We start from the raw sequence: 14,354 nt of genomic DNA on the forward strand, positions 1-14,354 counted from the left end.
TCCTATTTAAACCGTTCCAGGGACCATTTTCGAAAGCGATTCAAAAAAGAGACGGCCTGTGCCCGGGTAAGCAGCGAGTAAGGCATGAACCATTTTTCTTTCTCTTCCGCGTTGGATGACGATACCTCGTACATGTGGTTGACGACAGCCGCTCCATCGGCAAAATTGTTGATCGCAATGCCTTCGACCAGGTAATCTCCGTTGCCAAACCGCTCGTCTTCCATAGAAAGGACGGATGGGGCCCACCATGAAGGCTTGCTGCCTGTCATCCCGCCGTTTAGCGCAATTTTTTCCCCGGTGTTGCTGTTGTACATATATTTTTCGCGCCCGACATCTTCAAAGCGGGTGCTCGTCTCTTTGACATAGAGGAAATGAACGTTTTTGCCCGCCTCAAGCGGCATGTTGAACAGTACCGTATGATCATCAAATTCTTGATAGTCGGAACTGTTCACTACTTTTTCATCCACTTTGACGGCAAGCAGCTTTTTACCCGCAGGATAGGTACCGTTCAGACGAAAAACACGTTGCCCCTCGTATGCCGTATGGGATTCATCCAACCGCTGTGTGGGAGGCTGTGAATCGGTAAAGCGTTGGTAAAAAGAGCGCCGAAGCCGATCAATGAGCAGAAAAGCCTCTGCCCGATTGATGTAGGCATTGGGAAAGAAGCGATCGTTTCTCCATACGCCAGGACTTTTCACCGAAAAATATCCACCTCGCATAAACAGAGCGCCGTTTTCGTAGCTATTGTAGATGAAGCGCACCTGTACGCCGTTTAGATTGTAAGGAAGATAAATCGTTGCACCCGGAGCAGGACTGACCATGTAGACGTCTTGCTTGAGTCCGATATATTTTTTGGCAAGGTCTTGGGCAGGTGTCGATTTCCATTCCTCTTCTGGCACATCAATTCGCTTCAAGGAGCGACCATATGCGTACAAATACTCGTTGAATTGGCGGCTGAACGGATTGTAGAAATACGTGTCTCCGTTATCGAGGCGTTTGTTCGGGTAAGCAAAGGAAGAGGAGTTGGGGGGAATCGGTTTGCCAAAACGATCCAAGGCAGGCTTGCCGAAGCTGGAAAAAGCGACAACCGAGTTGGCAGATGGTGCGTAATACAGCTCGACGTCCGTTTTGTTCGGGTCAGTTTGATTCGGCCGAATTTCTTTGAACAGGGTTTGCGTGCCGTCAATATAGACAAAGAGGGGGTTATCTGCACCCGGTGTCAATTTGGCTGCGAGCGTAAATACTTTTTGTCCGGTAGAGCCCTTTTGCTCCTCATACAGGTAAGGAGCATTGCTTTCAAAGGAGCCATAAGCAATTCCTTGAATGAACGGTTCTCCGTCGGCCATCAAATAATTGCTGGCTTCCATTACTTCATTAAAAAACCAATCTTTTTCATTCACATCAGCCCAGCTGATCATTTTCATCACCTCCTATATAGAGTAGACAGAAACCCGGAACAGCCTCAGCTATTCCCGAATCATCCGCTCTACCAGCCGCCTTGTCCGATTTAAAAAAGCAATAAATTCGGCACGGGTCACGAAATCATTGGGGCGGAAGTAAATGACGGGCTTCCCATCTCGGGTAATAACCGTGATTAGTCCAAGATCGGCCATTTCCTCGATGTTTTTCTGAGCCCAATGTCCTTCAATATCTTGAAACTGAAAGCGTGATTCGCGCTCAATTGAGTCTTTTTTGATGAGGATCAGATCGACGGTTACGCTGTAGCGCCGTCCTGCCTCAAGTACTTGAGGGGTAATAGATTCTGCGCTCCCCAGAAAAATGCTTCCCTTTTCATCGTAAAACTTATGGGTCCAGCCTGCGTAGCTCAAGTACTGGTTATACGATTCCTTGTCTGGAAAAAGCAAGGTCAATGAACACTGGTAGCTGCTAAAACCGGAGTGGTGGATGTGCGAGGGAGCGTTGATGATTTTGATTTCGCGCAAGGAAGGCTGGGGGCTTGGCGGAGAATAGGGCTCGATGAGACGGGCGTTTACTTCGATAAACTCAAAGCCAGTATCAAGGAACAGCTTTTTTTTGTAGCGCTGATTGGCAGTGCCAAAGGCGTATTGTTGGGTCATTTCTGTACCTCCTTACAATCTCGTGTAGCTCGTGGCGATTCCAGAGCGGACTTGTTGGCTTAATTCAGTAGAAAGGCTTGCTTGTGTATTGCGAACGGCTTCGCTGACGGTCGAGCCGAGGCGTTGGAGGTCAGCTTCCGTTCCGCTCATGTTGGCGATGGTAATGTTCACATTGCTGTCGCCGCCATAGGTAAAGTCGTAGGTGCTGTGTGTTCCATTGGCTGTTTGCATGCCCCAGTAGGTCAGCGGCTGTAAGCCGTCGGGCATGTTGAAGGTTCCTTTGGTAGACTGCTTGGACATATGCAGAGATACGAGATTGTCGTACTTGGCTTTTTCGAGGCCTTTTTTAAAGTCCTCAATGCTATTTTTGAATGTCTCGTTGTTTTGGTACTCGGCCAAAAGACGATCCATGTCAGAATTCCCTGCATCTAACGACTCAATAGTACTGCGTAAATATTTTTCCCCGAGTTTCTTAATGAATTCAGAATTGGGACTGTGACCAGCTAAGAGTGCTTCGCTTCGGTCAATGTAATACTGATGCTCTTTATTTGCCAGGTCAGAGCTTACTTTGCTCATCGCAGATTCAATTTCGGCGCTAGCGTTTTCGTTGATTTTATCAAGATTATTTTGTGCATGAGAAGCGTCTAAGCCCGCGAGTGCTAATTGTCCTACTAGTTTGGCATCAGTATTGTCGGGGATGTTCGATGTGAGCTTGTCAAGTTTAGAACGGGATGTTTTATTATTTTCCCCTTTACCAGAGTAGTACTCTTCCCTGATAGCTCGCATTTCTGGTGAATCTTCCGTTTTGCCCTGAGCCAATAGCTCAGCCTTTTTTTTCTTAAAATTGGCTTCAAGGATCGCGTCCTTTAAGTCGAGTAATTCCAGATTATAACCAACTACTTCCTTGCCAAGGTCAAGTGTTTTGACTTCATCCCATGAAGGAACGGCGGTATTGTTCAGCTTGGAGCCGTCTCCATCAATATCAATAAACCGAGAGTACTTTTCTTTTTCATCGTCTTTTTTATATTTTGCTTTGAGTTTTTCGAGTTCGAGGTCAGCTTCCTTGCTGTCTGGCTGGAAGGTTTTATTTAACTCATTTTTGAGGTCTTTGCCATCATATTTGTAAGCAGCTTCGAAAGCGTTATAGTAATCGCCCCATGAAGGAGCAGTGCCACCCATGAAGTTGATCAAACCATCTCCAAGACCTGTAAGAAATGTCGATGCAAAAAAAGCATGCTTTAAACCAGGAGGCATTTTGTCAATACTCACGAAGTCATCCACGAGGCCTTTTTGATTTTCCAACACTCTGCTTTGTCTCTGGGAATCGGACATAAACATAGGTTGCAGCCAATCTTTGTTAAGACTATCCACAAAATTTAGCGCCGTGATGCCAACGCCTATGAGACCTGCACCTTTTAACAATTTCCCGGCGTTTTTTAATCCTTTTCGCCATAGTGGTACTCTCTCGGGTGTATTATCGGGAGGCGTTGAATCTCGGTTTGCTCTCTCTCGCGTTTGGATTTCCCGTGTGGAGCCCGACTCATCCGTACCTTCCGCCGTTTCGTCAGATTCTTTCTTGTCGTCCTTCTTTTTTCCTTTCAAGAACTTTTCTCGTATCTTCGTCTTGAAATCCCCCGAGAACTCCTCAAAAGCGAGAGCAGCAACAGGAGCGAGTCTGCTAGCAGTAGAGGATGAACTGCTGGCGGCTGGAGCTGAGGAAGCAGCTTGAGGACCCGCTGCGGCAGTCGGAGGTTTGGGTACAGCCGTCGACAGTGCTTCTGTCAAATCCTTCAAGGCTTCTCGTGTTTTCTGAAGCTGTTTTTCCTGCTGTTTTAAGTCACTGGTCATGTTCTTGATTTGCTCATCAGTAGCAACGGACGTATCAGAGAGGGCACGCAGTCTCTCATCCAGCGAGGAGACGGCAGGAATCAAGGTGGTAATCGTGTTCTGCAAACCACCAAGTGCGCGCTGGACCAAAAGGATTCGACTTGTGAGCAAATGTGCCTGACGCTCTACATCTCGCATCTTCAGCCAGAGCAGATGCAACTGTTTCAGCAGCTTTTTCTCTTCCGCAATCAATGCCTTTAGCAATCGATCATTGTGAGGATACAGCTCTTGTACCTTTTTCTGTTCCAACCTGTTGCGAATCAATCGAGTGCGGGCTGCCTGATAGGAAGACAGATTTTGCAATTGCCAGGACTGGATCTCCAGTGCTTCTTGTGTAAAGGGAGAAGAGGATTGACGAAGCAGTGTGGTAACACGCTCTTGTCTTCGCTGCTCACTTCCCTCATGAAGATTACGCCGGGCTTTGACGTAGGCGGCTTTTCCGCCGTATTGATCCGCAGCATTTCTCAACAGACGAACAGCTAGCGATAATTGGCTCTGGCTTTCTCTCATGCGCTGAAGCAGGTGCACCAAAAGCGTGGGAAAGCTACCGGGCTGATTTTTAAACATATCGAATGCTTCAAGGGAGGCTACTTGCCAGATAGTTTGCATCTGGTTTTGAGGAGCAAGAGGGTCATCTAGTAACAGAGCTGCTCTCTCCCGAATATCGGCTACCGTTGCATGCGGGTCATTTGATTGGCGAGAAGACGTATAGTAGGCTCTGGTTACTTCTTCAAGGCTGACGGCATGTGTTAGCGCGATATCCCGCAGGTCTTGTTTGACTCCTGATCGCAAGTATTCGCGCAAGGCAAGTGCTACTTCTTCCACTTGTTTTTGATCCGTCGTTTGTCCTGAAACGCGTGCATGTGCCAAATCCATCATGTTTGTATCTTTGAACAAAAAATTGCGCTCTGCTTTTTTTATCATGCGGTTCAAAGATTTCGCTGACTCCCAATTTTCGATATCCATCGAGGTGATAAGCGTGTGAAGGCCGCTGCTCATCATGTTTTGCAACATATCTACGGCAGCCTCTTCCCATGCTTTTGGGTGAAGGTTGCTTCTTTTGCCGTAGAACTTTTCTGTTCTTTTAATGGGAGCATCAGCAATAGTAGCAAAGCGGAACGGGGAAATGGCGCCAGTGCTTACGGATAGCCGGGAAGCAGGAGCAGCATGGGAACCAGGCTGAGACTCATACTTACGGGAAAAGCTGAGCGGCTTCGACTCAATGTCGCGTATCATCTGGCGTAATTCATACAGTTGCTGATTCATTGCTTGAAAAAATGGGGTAGCTTGCTCGGCTCGAAATGGGGATGCCGAATGCTCTACAACACTCCGTGCAGCACTCGTTATAGAGCGGAGGGCATCGGTCAAACGTTGAGCTTCCATGAATATCACCTTCCTCAAAAGAAAAATCCCGTTCTGGTCTTAGAATAGACAGAAACGGGTTATAGACCACCTAACACTTTGCCAAGTACGGCAATATCGTCTTCGGAAATTTCCTGATAGTCTTGCGAACTGGATGCATGGGGAGAACTGGCAGCAGAATTCGTACCCTTTCTTCTCAAGAAAGGAAATCCCATGCGTGTCTCTACCTCAAATTGAATGTATTTGTTTACTCTCTTCATTAATTCTGCTACTTGGGGAAGGGTGTACTCCCAAATATCCCATTTCTTCAAACCACAGTCCTTATGGAGATGAAAAAATAGATCGCCCCAATCAAGTGGCTCACCAGATTCCGTATCGCGAATGGTGGAACTGTCACCCTCGCCACTCTCTACTTTTTTAAGCCGTTTAGACCAATGAGAATGTTAATAAGCTTTTTGGCCGTCTCCAAATCACAATGTTCATCCAAGTACTCACGAGTAACTGTAGGGTAGTTGCGAAAGCCCAGAAGCAGGATATCGAATAGGTCTTCTTCCTTGTTTTCATAGGGGAGAAAATTGAGAATGATCGCGTCGATATGGATGGTTCCTAGCTTTTTCATCAGGATGCGGGCGTCTTTTAAGGTCACAGGCGGAATACGGTAGGTTTTGCCGTCACGCAGCATGATTTCACTATCATCTTCAAAGAAAATAGCCTCTACCAGATCAGCCTCCTGCTGTTTTTTGATACGCTCTACAGCTTCTTGGTTCATCATCTCTGCGTGTTTTTTTTCCAGATCTACTTGGTGGTTTAGCACGGAAGAATCCCTCCTTGAACAATGCTAGATTGTATTTGTTAAATATATCTACTTGCTAAAATGAGTTGTCGTTCGCTATGATTCGTTGTAAGTTATTCCCTTTGAAAAAAGCAAGGCAAGAGCGAAGAGCACGGGCTCTCCACTCAGCCTGCTTAACCTCTAAAGAGTTACACTTTTTTGGCCGATACGAAGCGTTTCACACTGCCTAGCTTGCCATCTGCTCGCTCTGGATCAATAACGGACAAGGAAATAGCGGAAGTGCTGGCTGTAGAGCGTGCCGCATCGATCGAGAAGCTGCCTTTTGCCATGCAGGAGAACAGCTCTGTTTCAATGCCTGCATAGGTTCCGTCCTTTTGCAGGAAAGAGCCGTGATGGACGACATGAACCGGGAAAGGCACTTCATCCATCAAAATGTCTACCACGTCTACGGTTTCGATTCGCTGATAGTTGAAGACTACATCTTCATTGAGCAGGGCTGGAGAGAAGATGAGACGCGTTTTGTTTTCACTGCCATCCTTGAATGTATCCACCATGAATTCGTCCGCTTTTGGAGCAGCAGACGTGCTCAGGTTTACTTGCTTCAACAGACGATTGCTATTTTTCAGTCGAACAGCAAATCCGCCTCCGTTGAAGAGCTTGCCGCCAAACTCGACTTCACAAACACCAGCGTCACTACCAGTAGATGCTGTGCGATCCAGGCTGCCAGCAGTGACTGATTTTTGCTCACCCAGAACATACACATAGTCGCTCTTTTGCTCTTGCAGCTTGGAGCCCATCATGAGCTCAAGCGCGGCCAGATCAAATTTGGCATCCGTTGCGGTAATCTCAATGCTTTTGGATTTGACGAGAGTGTCAATGGCGAAGAGTCCATCGCCGCCAAAGATATCCTCCATTTCAACATTCATGTCAATTTTCAGGTCCTGCATATTACCAAGCGTAATGACTTCGACGCCATTTCCATCTTTGGAAGCGCGTTTGGCAAGAAATTGACCGACACCTTTGATAATCATTTTTTTAGACAATGAAAGCCACTCCTTCTAAATAGGGAATTTGGGTGCTGTTGCTGAATCGTGTGAAAAGGGAACCGCGATCAGCTTGTCATAGGATAGACGGGGTTTTGAAATGTCTAACAAACTTGCAAAGTAAACTTCGCAACCAGTGTGAAACAGTACGCTGAGGAATGGCCTGTATCGGATTCCTGCTGGGAGACAATATAGGTGTCCAAACCTTCTATTCCATTCATCGATAAGCTTTTGCCGTCTAATAGATGGAAAAGATGGTTCGCGATTTGATGCGCCAGCTCGATATCACCAGGCGTGATCACATCCAATCGGAAAAAGCTGGTGAGAAGGAGGGGATTATCGGTGTCGCGCTTTCCGGAAGTTGCGTAGAAGGAAAGGAGAGGCTTCGCAACATCAGATAGCGGAGCGAGCTTTCTTTGCTTGATAATCTGCTTGGATAGGGAGTCCTTGTCTTCTGGAGCAATGCCGAGTAATCCGAGCAACTGGCTATCCGAAGAAAGTAATTCATAAAGATGATGATAGAGATCGACAACCACGAATGATTCACCCCCTTTAGCTGAGATTTTTTGGAACAAAAGGTGCTCCTTCTACGTTCATAGGTTAGACAGATGGGGAAGAAGTCTCCCTTGGAATACATATTCGTCGTAAATAAGCCAGGAGGTCATAACATTGCGAAGTGATAGGATACAAATCATCATTCAACAAACGAAGGAAAAAGTTTCTGCGAAGGCGCTTGAAGATCATGAAGCCGTTGTCGGGATTATGGCGATGGCCAAGAACTTCATGCTGAATGAAGAAACTGTGCGTCACATTATCCACGAGGTTTTGGATGGAGATAAGGAACGAATGGCAAAGGCATTGACAGTAGCCAGCCATTTGATTGATGAAAGCTTGATTCAAAAAATCATTTCAGATGTAAAGTAAGCCCGTCCACAGCGGGCTTTTTCTTTTTAAAGGGGGAAAACTCATTCCAAACTGTCTATTCTATTTCAAACAAGAAGAATAGAGGGGATAAGAATGAGAGATTCCAAAAAAGCCGTATTGTATGTCGTAATTATTGCTGCACTAGCTGAATTTCTACTAGGAGAGGATATCGATCGTGAAGGATGGGAGGAGCTCAGTGACGCGCTTGGCATGCTGGGAATGGATCTGAACGAGGTTTTCACAGAAAATGATTCCTTGCTGCTTGGACTTCAAAAGGTTTGTCAGGAATTTGGGAAGATGACTATCACAGAGGAAATGATAGAGGAATTATATGTAGAGGACCAGCTGGAATAAACGGCTGGTTTTTTTATTTATTTTCAAAATCCGCTTAATTCATCGCAAATCGCTTCGTATAGATTCGACAAGAGGCAAAAGGAGGGGAGAAACCATGTTATATCAGATTAGTTTTTCGGCAGATGGAGAGCAGGTGCAGGTCATGAAATATACGTCGACCCAAGACACCCCCATAGCCGTTTTGGAAGAGTTCTTTCGTGAGCATGTTCAAGTGAATCCTGAGTCCCTAAAAGGAATTGGGATCGTCAGGATCGGTGGGTAGCATGGCCTGTCAGGGATGTGATTATGAAAAAGCCTGCCAAAAGAAAATAACGGTCAATGACATCGTGTTGTCAGCAAAGGAACAGGATGTCGTGCCTATGACTTGTGGTTGTGTGGTTCATGACATTTGCCGCGATTGCCAATGGTACATCAAGCGTCAGTGTGCTTCATGGAAGATTTTGAATGGAAAAGTATTCACCGCTGGTACCTTGCAAACTTGTCCGAAAAAAATTTTGAAAGCTGGTTGCTAAAACCCTCCTCCAATTACCTAGTGTGATAGAGCAACTGTGAATAGGAGCATGAGGAGGGGATGAAGTTCATGACAGATCAACTTCACCAAATGGACGAGTTATTTTTCGCAGGGAAAGTCGATGATTTTTTGCAGAAGGCAAAGGAAAACTGTGAAGCCAAGCTGACCGGAATGACGTTTGCTGGAATGACTCATGATGATGTCGTTCAGGAGGTTCTCTTAAAGGTATATCGCACGATGAAGGATTACGACCAGGAAAAAGCCAGAGTGACTACCTTTGTCGATCATGTGATTACGAATAAAATTCGCGACTGCTTGCGAAAAGCCGGCACGCAAAAAAACCTGACAAACAGTAATGCAGTTCTTGTTTCTGATGGAGATGAGAATGAAGAGGAAACGATGATCAGCCGTATTGCTGCTCCGATTGAGGAGTTTCGATATGAGGAAGTAGAAATGATGATCGACATCATGGAGTATATGAAGCTGTCCACGCGAGACAAACTGATTCTCCAGATGAGAAGCGAAGGCTATTACCACGAGGAAATTGGCCAGAGATTCAATATCAGCAAGGAAAGAGTGTGTCAAATCATCAAGGCGATTTTGAAGCAGTACGGTGAGCTGTGAACATACACAAATAATCGATGAAAAGGAATGATCCAGCATGGCAGTTTTGTTGAAAAAGATGAATGAGGAATTGACCGAGGAGCTCTCCCATCAGGTCATTGGGAAATATGTACACGTTCCGACCAATATGCATACAACGCCTACAGCCGAAGGTGGAGAAGAAGAGGTAAATATTTGGTTCGGCGGTTGCGTAGCGGGCATTGAAAAAGCAGTCATTGCCTTCGATTACGAAAAGCAGGAGTTTCGTGAGGAGCCATTGACCTATACAAACTTTTTGCTGACAGACGGTATGGGATACACAGTGAACCGACTTCATTCCGAGATTTACGAGATTACAAAGGAAGAATTCGAGCAAATGCTGGCAGATCATTTGGCTACTCAGGCTGCTGAGCTTGAAGCAGAGAAAAAGCTCCGTGAAGCAGCAGAGGAAATCTCGACAAAAGAGGAGACGATGTAGCGCCATGAGACAACCTACGATTGTCGCCTTCGAAGGAATTGACGCCAACGCAAAGGAAGCCCAAGCGGCGTTACTGGAAGAAAATTTGCGATGCCTCGGATATAAAGTGAAAAGAGTATCGTTTCCACGTTTAGATACCCCAATCGGAGCGGTCATTGGCATGTGGCTTCGCTGCGAAATTGAGCTGGATGAGAAAGCGGTAGGTAAGCTTTTTGAAGCGGATTTTCTGGACTATCAGCGAGAAATGGCGAGGATTTCGAAGGATAACATTGATTTTATCATCATTGATCATTACGAACTGTCCAATTATTACTACTTCTATATAAAAGATACTCCTCTTTCCTGGTATGCCACGATGAGTGATTTGGCAAAGCGACCTGATGCAACCTTTTTTCTGCGAACCGAAGTAGATGCGAATCATGCCATGCTCCAAAAGGTGCAGGAAGCCTATCTTTCCCTTGCTGATGCTTCGCGCCGATCGGTTTATACGCTGGATACGGCCATTGGAGTGGAGAGAATGCAGAAAAACATTCTGCAAGCAGTCCATCAGCTACATCTTAAAAAGCGAGTTACGTGCTAACAAAATTAATCGGTATTGTTGCCGCAGTGTTCATTCCCGCAAATGCTGTACTGCCAGCCGTAGAAAAGGGACTGTCAGAAGTTCATCCTGTGGTGAAACTGGCCAGGGACACCGATAGGCAGTTGCATAGAAAAAAGGAGCTTTCAAACGTAATCACACAGGTTGCACCGAGACTTGATACAGCTACAGTCGAGCTATATACAGAAACGATTTTTAGACTATCCAAGCAATACGAAATAGATCCGGTTTTGATCATGGCGATGATCTGGCAGGAAAGCCGTTTTCAGCACGACGCGATCTCCGGCAAGGGGGCAAGAGGATTACTACAAATCATGCCGCGCACAGGAAGCTGGCTGGGAGTTCACCCTGATGACCTGTTTGATCCAGTGATCAATCTACAAACAGGCATCAAGTATTTGGATCTCTTGCAAAAGAAATATGGAAATCTTCGTTTAAGTATCATCGCCTATAACCAAGGCGAGGGAAATGTCGACCGAAAACGATATCACGATGGCTACTATACAAAAGTCATGACCCATTACAAAAAAATGAACGGCTTATTAAGAGAATCATAAAGATAGGCTGGGAGGAGGTATTATGAGTGAGCATGCCATGTTCGTAAAGCAGAGGTTAGGCAAGAAAAAAGAACAATATTCCTTGTATAACATGGAAAATATTCGCCGCTGCAAGGAAGACAGTGAGTATCTTGGTGAAGTTATACTCGCAAATGAAGAGCTCATTTGGCATTCCGTGCACAAATATATCGGAAAGCCGGAGACATTAGTGAAGCAATATTGTTTGGAAAAAGCGGATATCTTGCAATTGGGGAGAATGGGAATCATCAAGGCAATCAAAGCCTTTGATATAGCAAGAGGCGTGAAGTTTTCGTCCTTTGCAGTCATAACGATTGTGAGGGAGATCAACTGCTTTTTGCGAGATAGCGGAAATATTGTACGGCCGACTAGAACGGCAACAACGATTCTCCATCACATCAGTAAAATAGAAGCAGACCTCGGATATCTTCCTACAATTGAAGAATTGTCCGTACTGTTGGGTGAAAATGTGGAACAGATCAAAAAAGCGCTGGATGTCGGGAGACCTGTGAAGTATTTACAAGAGCCATACTTGAAGGCATCCTCTTCGAGCCATGAAGCTGCCACCGCTATGGATGTCTTGAAGGACGAAGGACGAGACGTGGAAGAGTACGTGCTGGACAAGCTGTATGTTACTGCTTTGCTTGCGCAACTGCAAAATCAAATCTCATCAAAAGAGTGGCAAGTTCTGCAACTAAGGATGGCAGGCTACAATCAGACGCAAACAGCGGATTTTTTAAATGTATCCCAAATGTGTGTATCAAGAACTATGAAAAAAATACAGAATATTTCGAAAAATAAACTATCCTAATCTTATTTTTCAATCCCCACCCAAATAGGAGATAATGTAGGAGCACTCCTATTATGAAAAGAGGTCGATCACAATATGAAATACTACCGACTCGGTGGCAGTGGATTGAAGGTATCAGCATTGGGATTAGGCACGAACTCATTCGGAGGGCGTGCGGATGAGCAAACGTCAGTCAGCATCATTCATACCGCAATCGAAAACGGGATTACCTTTATTGATACGGCGAATATTTACACGCAAACAGAATCGGAGCGAATCATCGGGCTGGCGCTTGAAGGGAAGCGGCACGACGTCGTTTTGGCGACGAAGGCTGGTTTGGTAAAAGGTGAAGGACCGAATCAGAGAGGCTCATCGCGTTACCACTTAATGCTGGAGCTGGAGAACAGCTTGAAGCGTTTGCGCACCGATTATGTGGACTTATATCAAATTCATACATTTGATCCAGAGACGCCTTTGGAAGAAACACTCCGTGCACTTGATGACATGGTTCGATCCGGGAAGGTGCGTTACATCGGGGCTTCCAACTATGCGGCTTGGGAGTTGATGAAGGCAATTGGCATCAGTCAGCGGGAAGGGCTGAATCGATATGTATCGACGCAGGTGAGCTACTCGTTGGCAGATCGGACACCGGAGCGCGAACTCGTACCGCTTTGTCTTGACCAGGGGGTGGGGATCATTCCGTACTTCCCGCTTGCTGGCGGAATTTTGACAGGTAAATATACCTCCGCAGAACAGACTCCAGCTGGTTCGCGGGCGGACAAGGAGCCGCGCTTCGTCCGGTTGTTAAGTGAAGACAAGCTGGAGTTTGGACGCAAGATCACTCAGGTAGCGGCGGAGCTTGGTGTATCCTCCAGTGTGCTGTCTTTGGCTTGGCTCATGCACAAACCGGCTGTCTCTTCGGTGATCGTGGGCGCGACCAGTGTAGGGCAGCTTACGGATAATTTGCAAAGTGCAGCGGTGACACTGGATGAAGCAACCTTGGCAGAGCTGGATCGATTGAGTGACACGTATCGATACGGGGAACCATTTGCCGTATATCGTTTGCCATAACAATGGTGACAGTTGACTAGCATGTTCAGATTTAAAGCCTCCTTGAATAGGGGGCTTTTTTGCGTCAGCATAGACCCCGGAGCCATGAGGGATAGTAAACATATCCCGAACTGGAAAAAGAGTGATTCGAAATGATGGATACAGAAAAACAACCTGCGCTTTTTCATTGCTCGTTGGACGAAAATCTGGAAAAGGTGAAGAAAGAGCTGGGCAACAGCACGGATCTCGTGACGCGGCAAGTACGTCTGGAAGCAGTCGATCAGTTACTGGTGGGGATTTTGTACACCGAGGGTCTGGTTGATAAAAATATGATTAGCAGCTTCCTGGAGTCTCTCATGATCCATGCAAGAAAAACGGTTATCCCTACAGAGGCCGAGCGGGAAGTAGAGCCGTTGCTGCTAATGAAGGATTTCCTGCTGACGATGGGCGGAGTGGAAGAGGTATATGACTTTGACCATTTGTATGATGCGATACTGACCGGGGATACCGTCATGCTGGTAGAGGGATATACATACGGCTTTATCATCAATACGAAGCAGTGGGAAGATCGTGGGGTACAAGAGCCTTCCGTGCAGACAGTGGTCCGCGGCTCTAGAGAAGCGTTTTCGGAAAACCTCCGGACCAATACGGCATTGGTGCGCCGACGGATCAATAATCGCAATCTATGGTTGGAGACCGTGCAGGTTGGGGAGATGACTCAAACCAAAGTCGCGATAATGTATATAAAAGGAGTCGTGCAGGACAGCGTAGTGACAGAAGTGAGAGAGCGGCTTGGGCAAATCAAGATCGACGGTATTTTGGAGAGCGGTAACATCGAGGAATTGATTCAGGATCATACCTTTACTCCGTTTCCGACGGTTTACAATACAGAGCGTCCAGACTCGGTTGCAGCTGGGCTACTGGAAGGGCGCGTCGCCATTCTGGTGGACGGTACACCGATTGTCTTGTTGGTACCAGCTGTCTTTGTCCAATTCTTCCAGTCCCCAGAGGACTATTACATGCGTGCAGATTTTGGGATCCTGCGTATTTTGCGGCTTATTTCTTTCTTTGTCGCTTTGCTTGGTCCATCCATTTATGTTGCCATTACCACCTTTCATCAGGAAATGCTGCAAACGAATCTGATCATGAGCATTGCTGCCCAACGTGAAGGAGTGCCATTCCCTGCTGCAGTAGAGGCGATGCTAATGGAGTTTACTTTTGAAATACTGCGAGAGGCAGGAGTACGCATGCCGAGGGCGGTCGGGTCCGCAATTTCCATCGTGGGAGCACTCGTGCTGGGGGAAGCGG

At 46.4% G+C, this 14,354-nt stretch carries 18 protein-coding genes; 11 read left to right on the forward strand and 7 right to left on the reverse strand.

The window, feature by feature from the left end:
* Positions 1-2: 2 nt before the first annotated feature.
* The 7 genes from C7R94_RS25010 to C7R94_RS25040 form a co-directional block, all read right to left on the reverse strand.
* Positions 3-1,418 (reverse strand): hypothetical protein, encoded by a 1,416-nt coding sequence (locus C7R94_RS25010; protein WP_106785397.1) that lies wholly within the window; start codon positions 1,416-1,418, stop codon positions 3-5.
* A 48-nt stretch (positions 1,419-1,466) separates the two neighbouring features.
* Positions 1,467-2,078, reverse strand: coding sequence for an S-layer homology domain-containing protein (locus C7R94_RS25015; RefSeq protein WP_047072275.1), 612 nt, complete (start codon positions 2,076-2,078; stop codon positions 1,467-1,469).
* Between the two features lie 12 nt (positions 2,079-2,090).
* The gene (locus C7R94_RS25020; protein WP_106785398.1) at positions 2,091-5,348 is read right to left on the reverse strand and encodes a hypothetical protein; all 3,258 of its coding nucleotides are present in this window, start codon (positions 5,346-5,348) and stop codon (positions 2,091-2,093) included.
* Positions 5,349-5,407: 59 nt separating this feature from the next.
* Positions 5,408-5,638: a hypothetical protein gene (locus C7R94_RS25025; RefSeq protein ID WP_233220658.1), complete on the reverse strand. Its 231-nt coding sequence runs from the start codon at positions 5,636-5,638 to the stop codon at positions 5,408-5,410.
* Positions 5,639-5,736: 98 nt separating this feature from the next.
* The gene (locus C7R94_RS25030) at positions 5,737-6,141 is read right to left on the reverse strand and encodes a hypothetical protein (RefSeq protein WP_047072272.1); all 405 of its coding nucleotides are present in this window, start codon (positions 6,139-6,141) and stop codon (positions 5,737-5,739) included.
* A 167-nt stretch (positions 6,142-6,308) separates the two neighbouring features.
* Entirely contained in the window at positions 6,309-7,163 is an 855-nt protein-coding gene (locus tag C7R94_RS25035) for a hypothetical protein (RefSeq protein ID WP_106785399.1), read from the reverse strand.
* 104 nt (positions 7,164-7,267) lie between these two features.
* The gene (locus C7R94_RS25040; RefSeq protein WP_106785400.1) at positions 7,268-7,699 is read right to left on the reverse strand and encodes a hypothetical protein; all 432 of its coding nucleotides are present in this window, start codon (positions 7,697-7,699) and stop codon (positions 7,268-7,270) included.
* Between the two features lie 133 nt (positions 7,700-7,832).
* On the opposite strand from C7R94_RS25040, the gene C7R94_RS25045 reads away from it, so the two are divergent.
* The 11 genes from C7R94_RS25045 to C7R94_RS25090 all read left to right on the forward strand — a co-directional run.
* Positions 7,833-8,087 (forward strand): hypothetical protein, encoded by a 255-nt coding sequence (locus C7R94_RS25045; protein ID WP_106785401.1) that lies wholly within the window; start codon positions 7,833-7,835, stop codon positions 8,085-8,087.
* Between the two features lie 93 nt (positions 8,088-8,180).
* Positions 8,181-8,441, forward strand: coding sequence for a hypothetical protein (locus tag C7R94_RS25050; protein WP_106785402.1), 261 nt, complete (start codon positions 8,181-8,183; stop codon positions 8,439-8,441).
* 94 nt (positions 8,442-8,535) lie between these two features.
* The gene (locus C7R94_RS30405; RefSeq protein WP_017249762.1) at positions 8,536-8,703 is read left to right on the forward strand and encodes a hypothetical protein; all 168 of its coding nucleotides are present in this window, start codon (positions 8,536-8,538) and stop codon (positions 8,701-8,703) included.
* A gap of 1 nt (position 8,704) precedes the next feature.
* Complete coding sequence (locus C7R94_RS25055) at positions 8,705-8,953, forward strand: hypothetical protein (RefSeq protein WP_106785403.1); 249 nt, start codon at positions 8,705-8,707, stop codon at positions 8,951-8,953.
* Between the two features lie 68 nt (positions 8,954-9,021).
* The gene (locus C7R94_RS25060) at positions 9,022-9,576 is read left to right on the forward strand and encodes an RNA polymerase sigma factor (protein ID WP_047072266.1); all 555 of its coding nucleotides are present in this window, start codon (positions 9,022-9,024) and stop codon (positions 9,574-9,576) included.
* A 37-nt stretch (positions 9,577-9,613) separates the two neighbouring features.
* Positions 9,614-10,033 (forward strand): hypothetical protein, encoded by a 420-nt coding sequence (locus tag C7R94_RS25065; protein WP_106785404.1) that lies wholly within the window; start codon positions 9,614-9,616, stop codon positions 10,031-10,033.
* Positions 10,034-10,037: 4 nt separating this feature from the next.
* Entirely contained in the window at positions 10,038-10,613 is a 576-nt protein-coding gene (locus tag C7R94_RS25070; protein ID WP_106785405.1) for a dTMP kinase, read from the forward strand.
* Complete coding sequence (locus tag C7R94_RS25075) at positions 10,607-11,188, forward strand: lytic transglycosylase domain-containing protein (RefSeq protein WP_106785406.1); 582 nt, start codon at positions 10,607-10,609, stop codon at positions 11,186-11,188. The genes C7R94_RS25070 and C7R94_RS25075 overlap by 7 nt, the downstream gene beginning before the upstream one ends.
* A gap of 22 nt (positions 11,189-11,210) precedes the next feature.
* Entirely contained in the window at positions 11,211-12,017 is an 807-nt protein-coding gene (locus C7R94_RS25080) for a sigma-70 family RNA polymerase sigma factor (protein WP_106785407.1), read from the forward strand.
* A 75-nt stretch (positions 12,018-12,092) separates the two neighbouring features.
* Entirely contained in the window at positions 12,093-13,067 is a 975-nt protein-coding gene (locus tag C7R94_RS25085; protein WP_106785408.1) for an aldo/keto reductase, read from the forward strand.
* Positions 13,068-13,198: 131 nt separating this feature from the next.
* Positions 13,199-14,354: spore germination protein (locus tag C7R94_RS25090; RefSeq protein ID WP_106785409.1), on the forward strand; the 1,156-nt coding region annotated here is incomplete at its 3' end.

This window comes from Brevibacillus sp. NRRL NRS-603 (assembly GCF_003013445.1).
Classification (GTDB): domain Bacteria; phylum Bacillota; class Bacilli; order Brevibacillales; family Brevibacillaceae; genus Brevibacillus; species Brevibacillus formosus.

Excerpts from the sequence above, each read along its gene's own strand:
- C7R94_RS25010 (WP_106785397.1), bottom strand. The coding sequence starts at position 1,418 with ATGATCAGCTGGGCTGATGTGAATGAAAAAGATTGGTTTTTTAATGAA.
- C7R94_RS25015 (WP_047072275.1), bottom strand. The coding sequence starts at position 2,078 with ATGACCCAACAATACGCCTTTGGCACTGCCAATCAGCGCTACAAAAAA.
- C7R94_RS25020 (WP_106785398.1), bottom strand. The coding sequence starts at position 5,348 with ATGGAAGCTCAACGTTTGACCGATGCCCTCCGCTCTATAACGAGTGCT.
- C7R94_RS25050 (WP_106785402.1), top strand. The coding sequence starts at position 8,181 with ATGAGAGATTCCAAAAAAGCCGTATTGTATGTCGTAATTATTGCTGCA.
- C7R94_RS30405 (WP_017249762.1), top strand. The coding sequence starts at position 8,536 with ATGTTATATCAGATTAGTTTTTCGGCAGATGGAGAGCAGGTGCAGGTC.
- C7R94_RS25055 (WP_106785403.1), top strand. The coding sequence starts at position 8,705 with ATGGCCTGTCAGGGATGTGATTATGAAAAAGCCTGCCAAAAGAAAATA.
- C7R94_RS25060 (WP_047072266.1), top strand. The coding sequence starts at position 9,022 with ATGACAGATCAACTTCACCAAATGGACGAGTTATTTTTCGCAGGGAAA.
- C7R94_RS25065 (WP_106785404.1), top strand. The coding sequence starts at position 9,614 with ATGGCAGTTTTGTTGAAAAAGATGAATGAGGAATTGACCGAGGAGCTC.
- C7R94_RS25070 (WP_106785405.1), top strand. The coding sequence starts at position 10,038 with ATGAGACAACCTACGATTGTCGCCTTCGAAGGAATTGACGCCAACGCA.
- C7R94_RS25080 (WP_106785407.1), top strand. The coding sequence starts at position 11,211 with ATGAGTGAGCATGCCATGTTCGTAAAGCAGAGGTTAGGCAAGAAAAAA.
- C7R94_RS25085 (WP_106785408.1), top strand. The coding sequence starts at position 12,093 with ATGAAATACTACCGACTCGGTGGCAGTGGATTGAAGGTATCAGCATTG.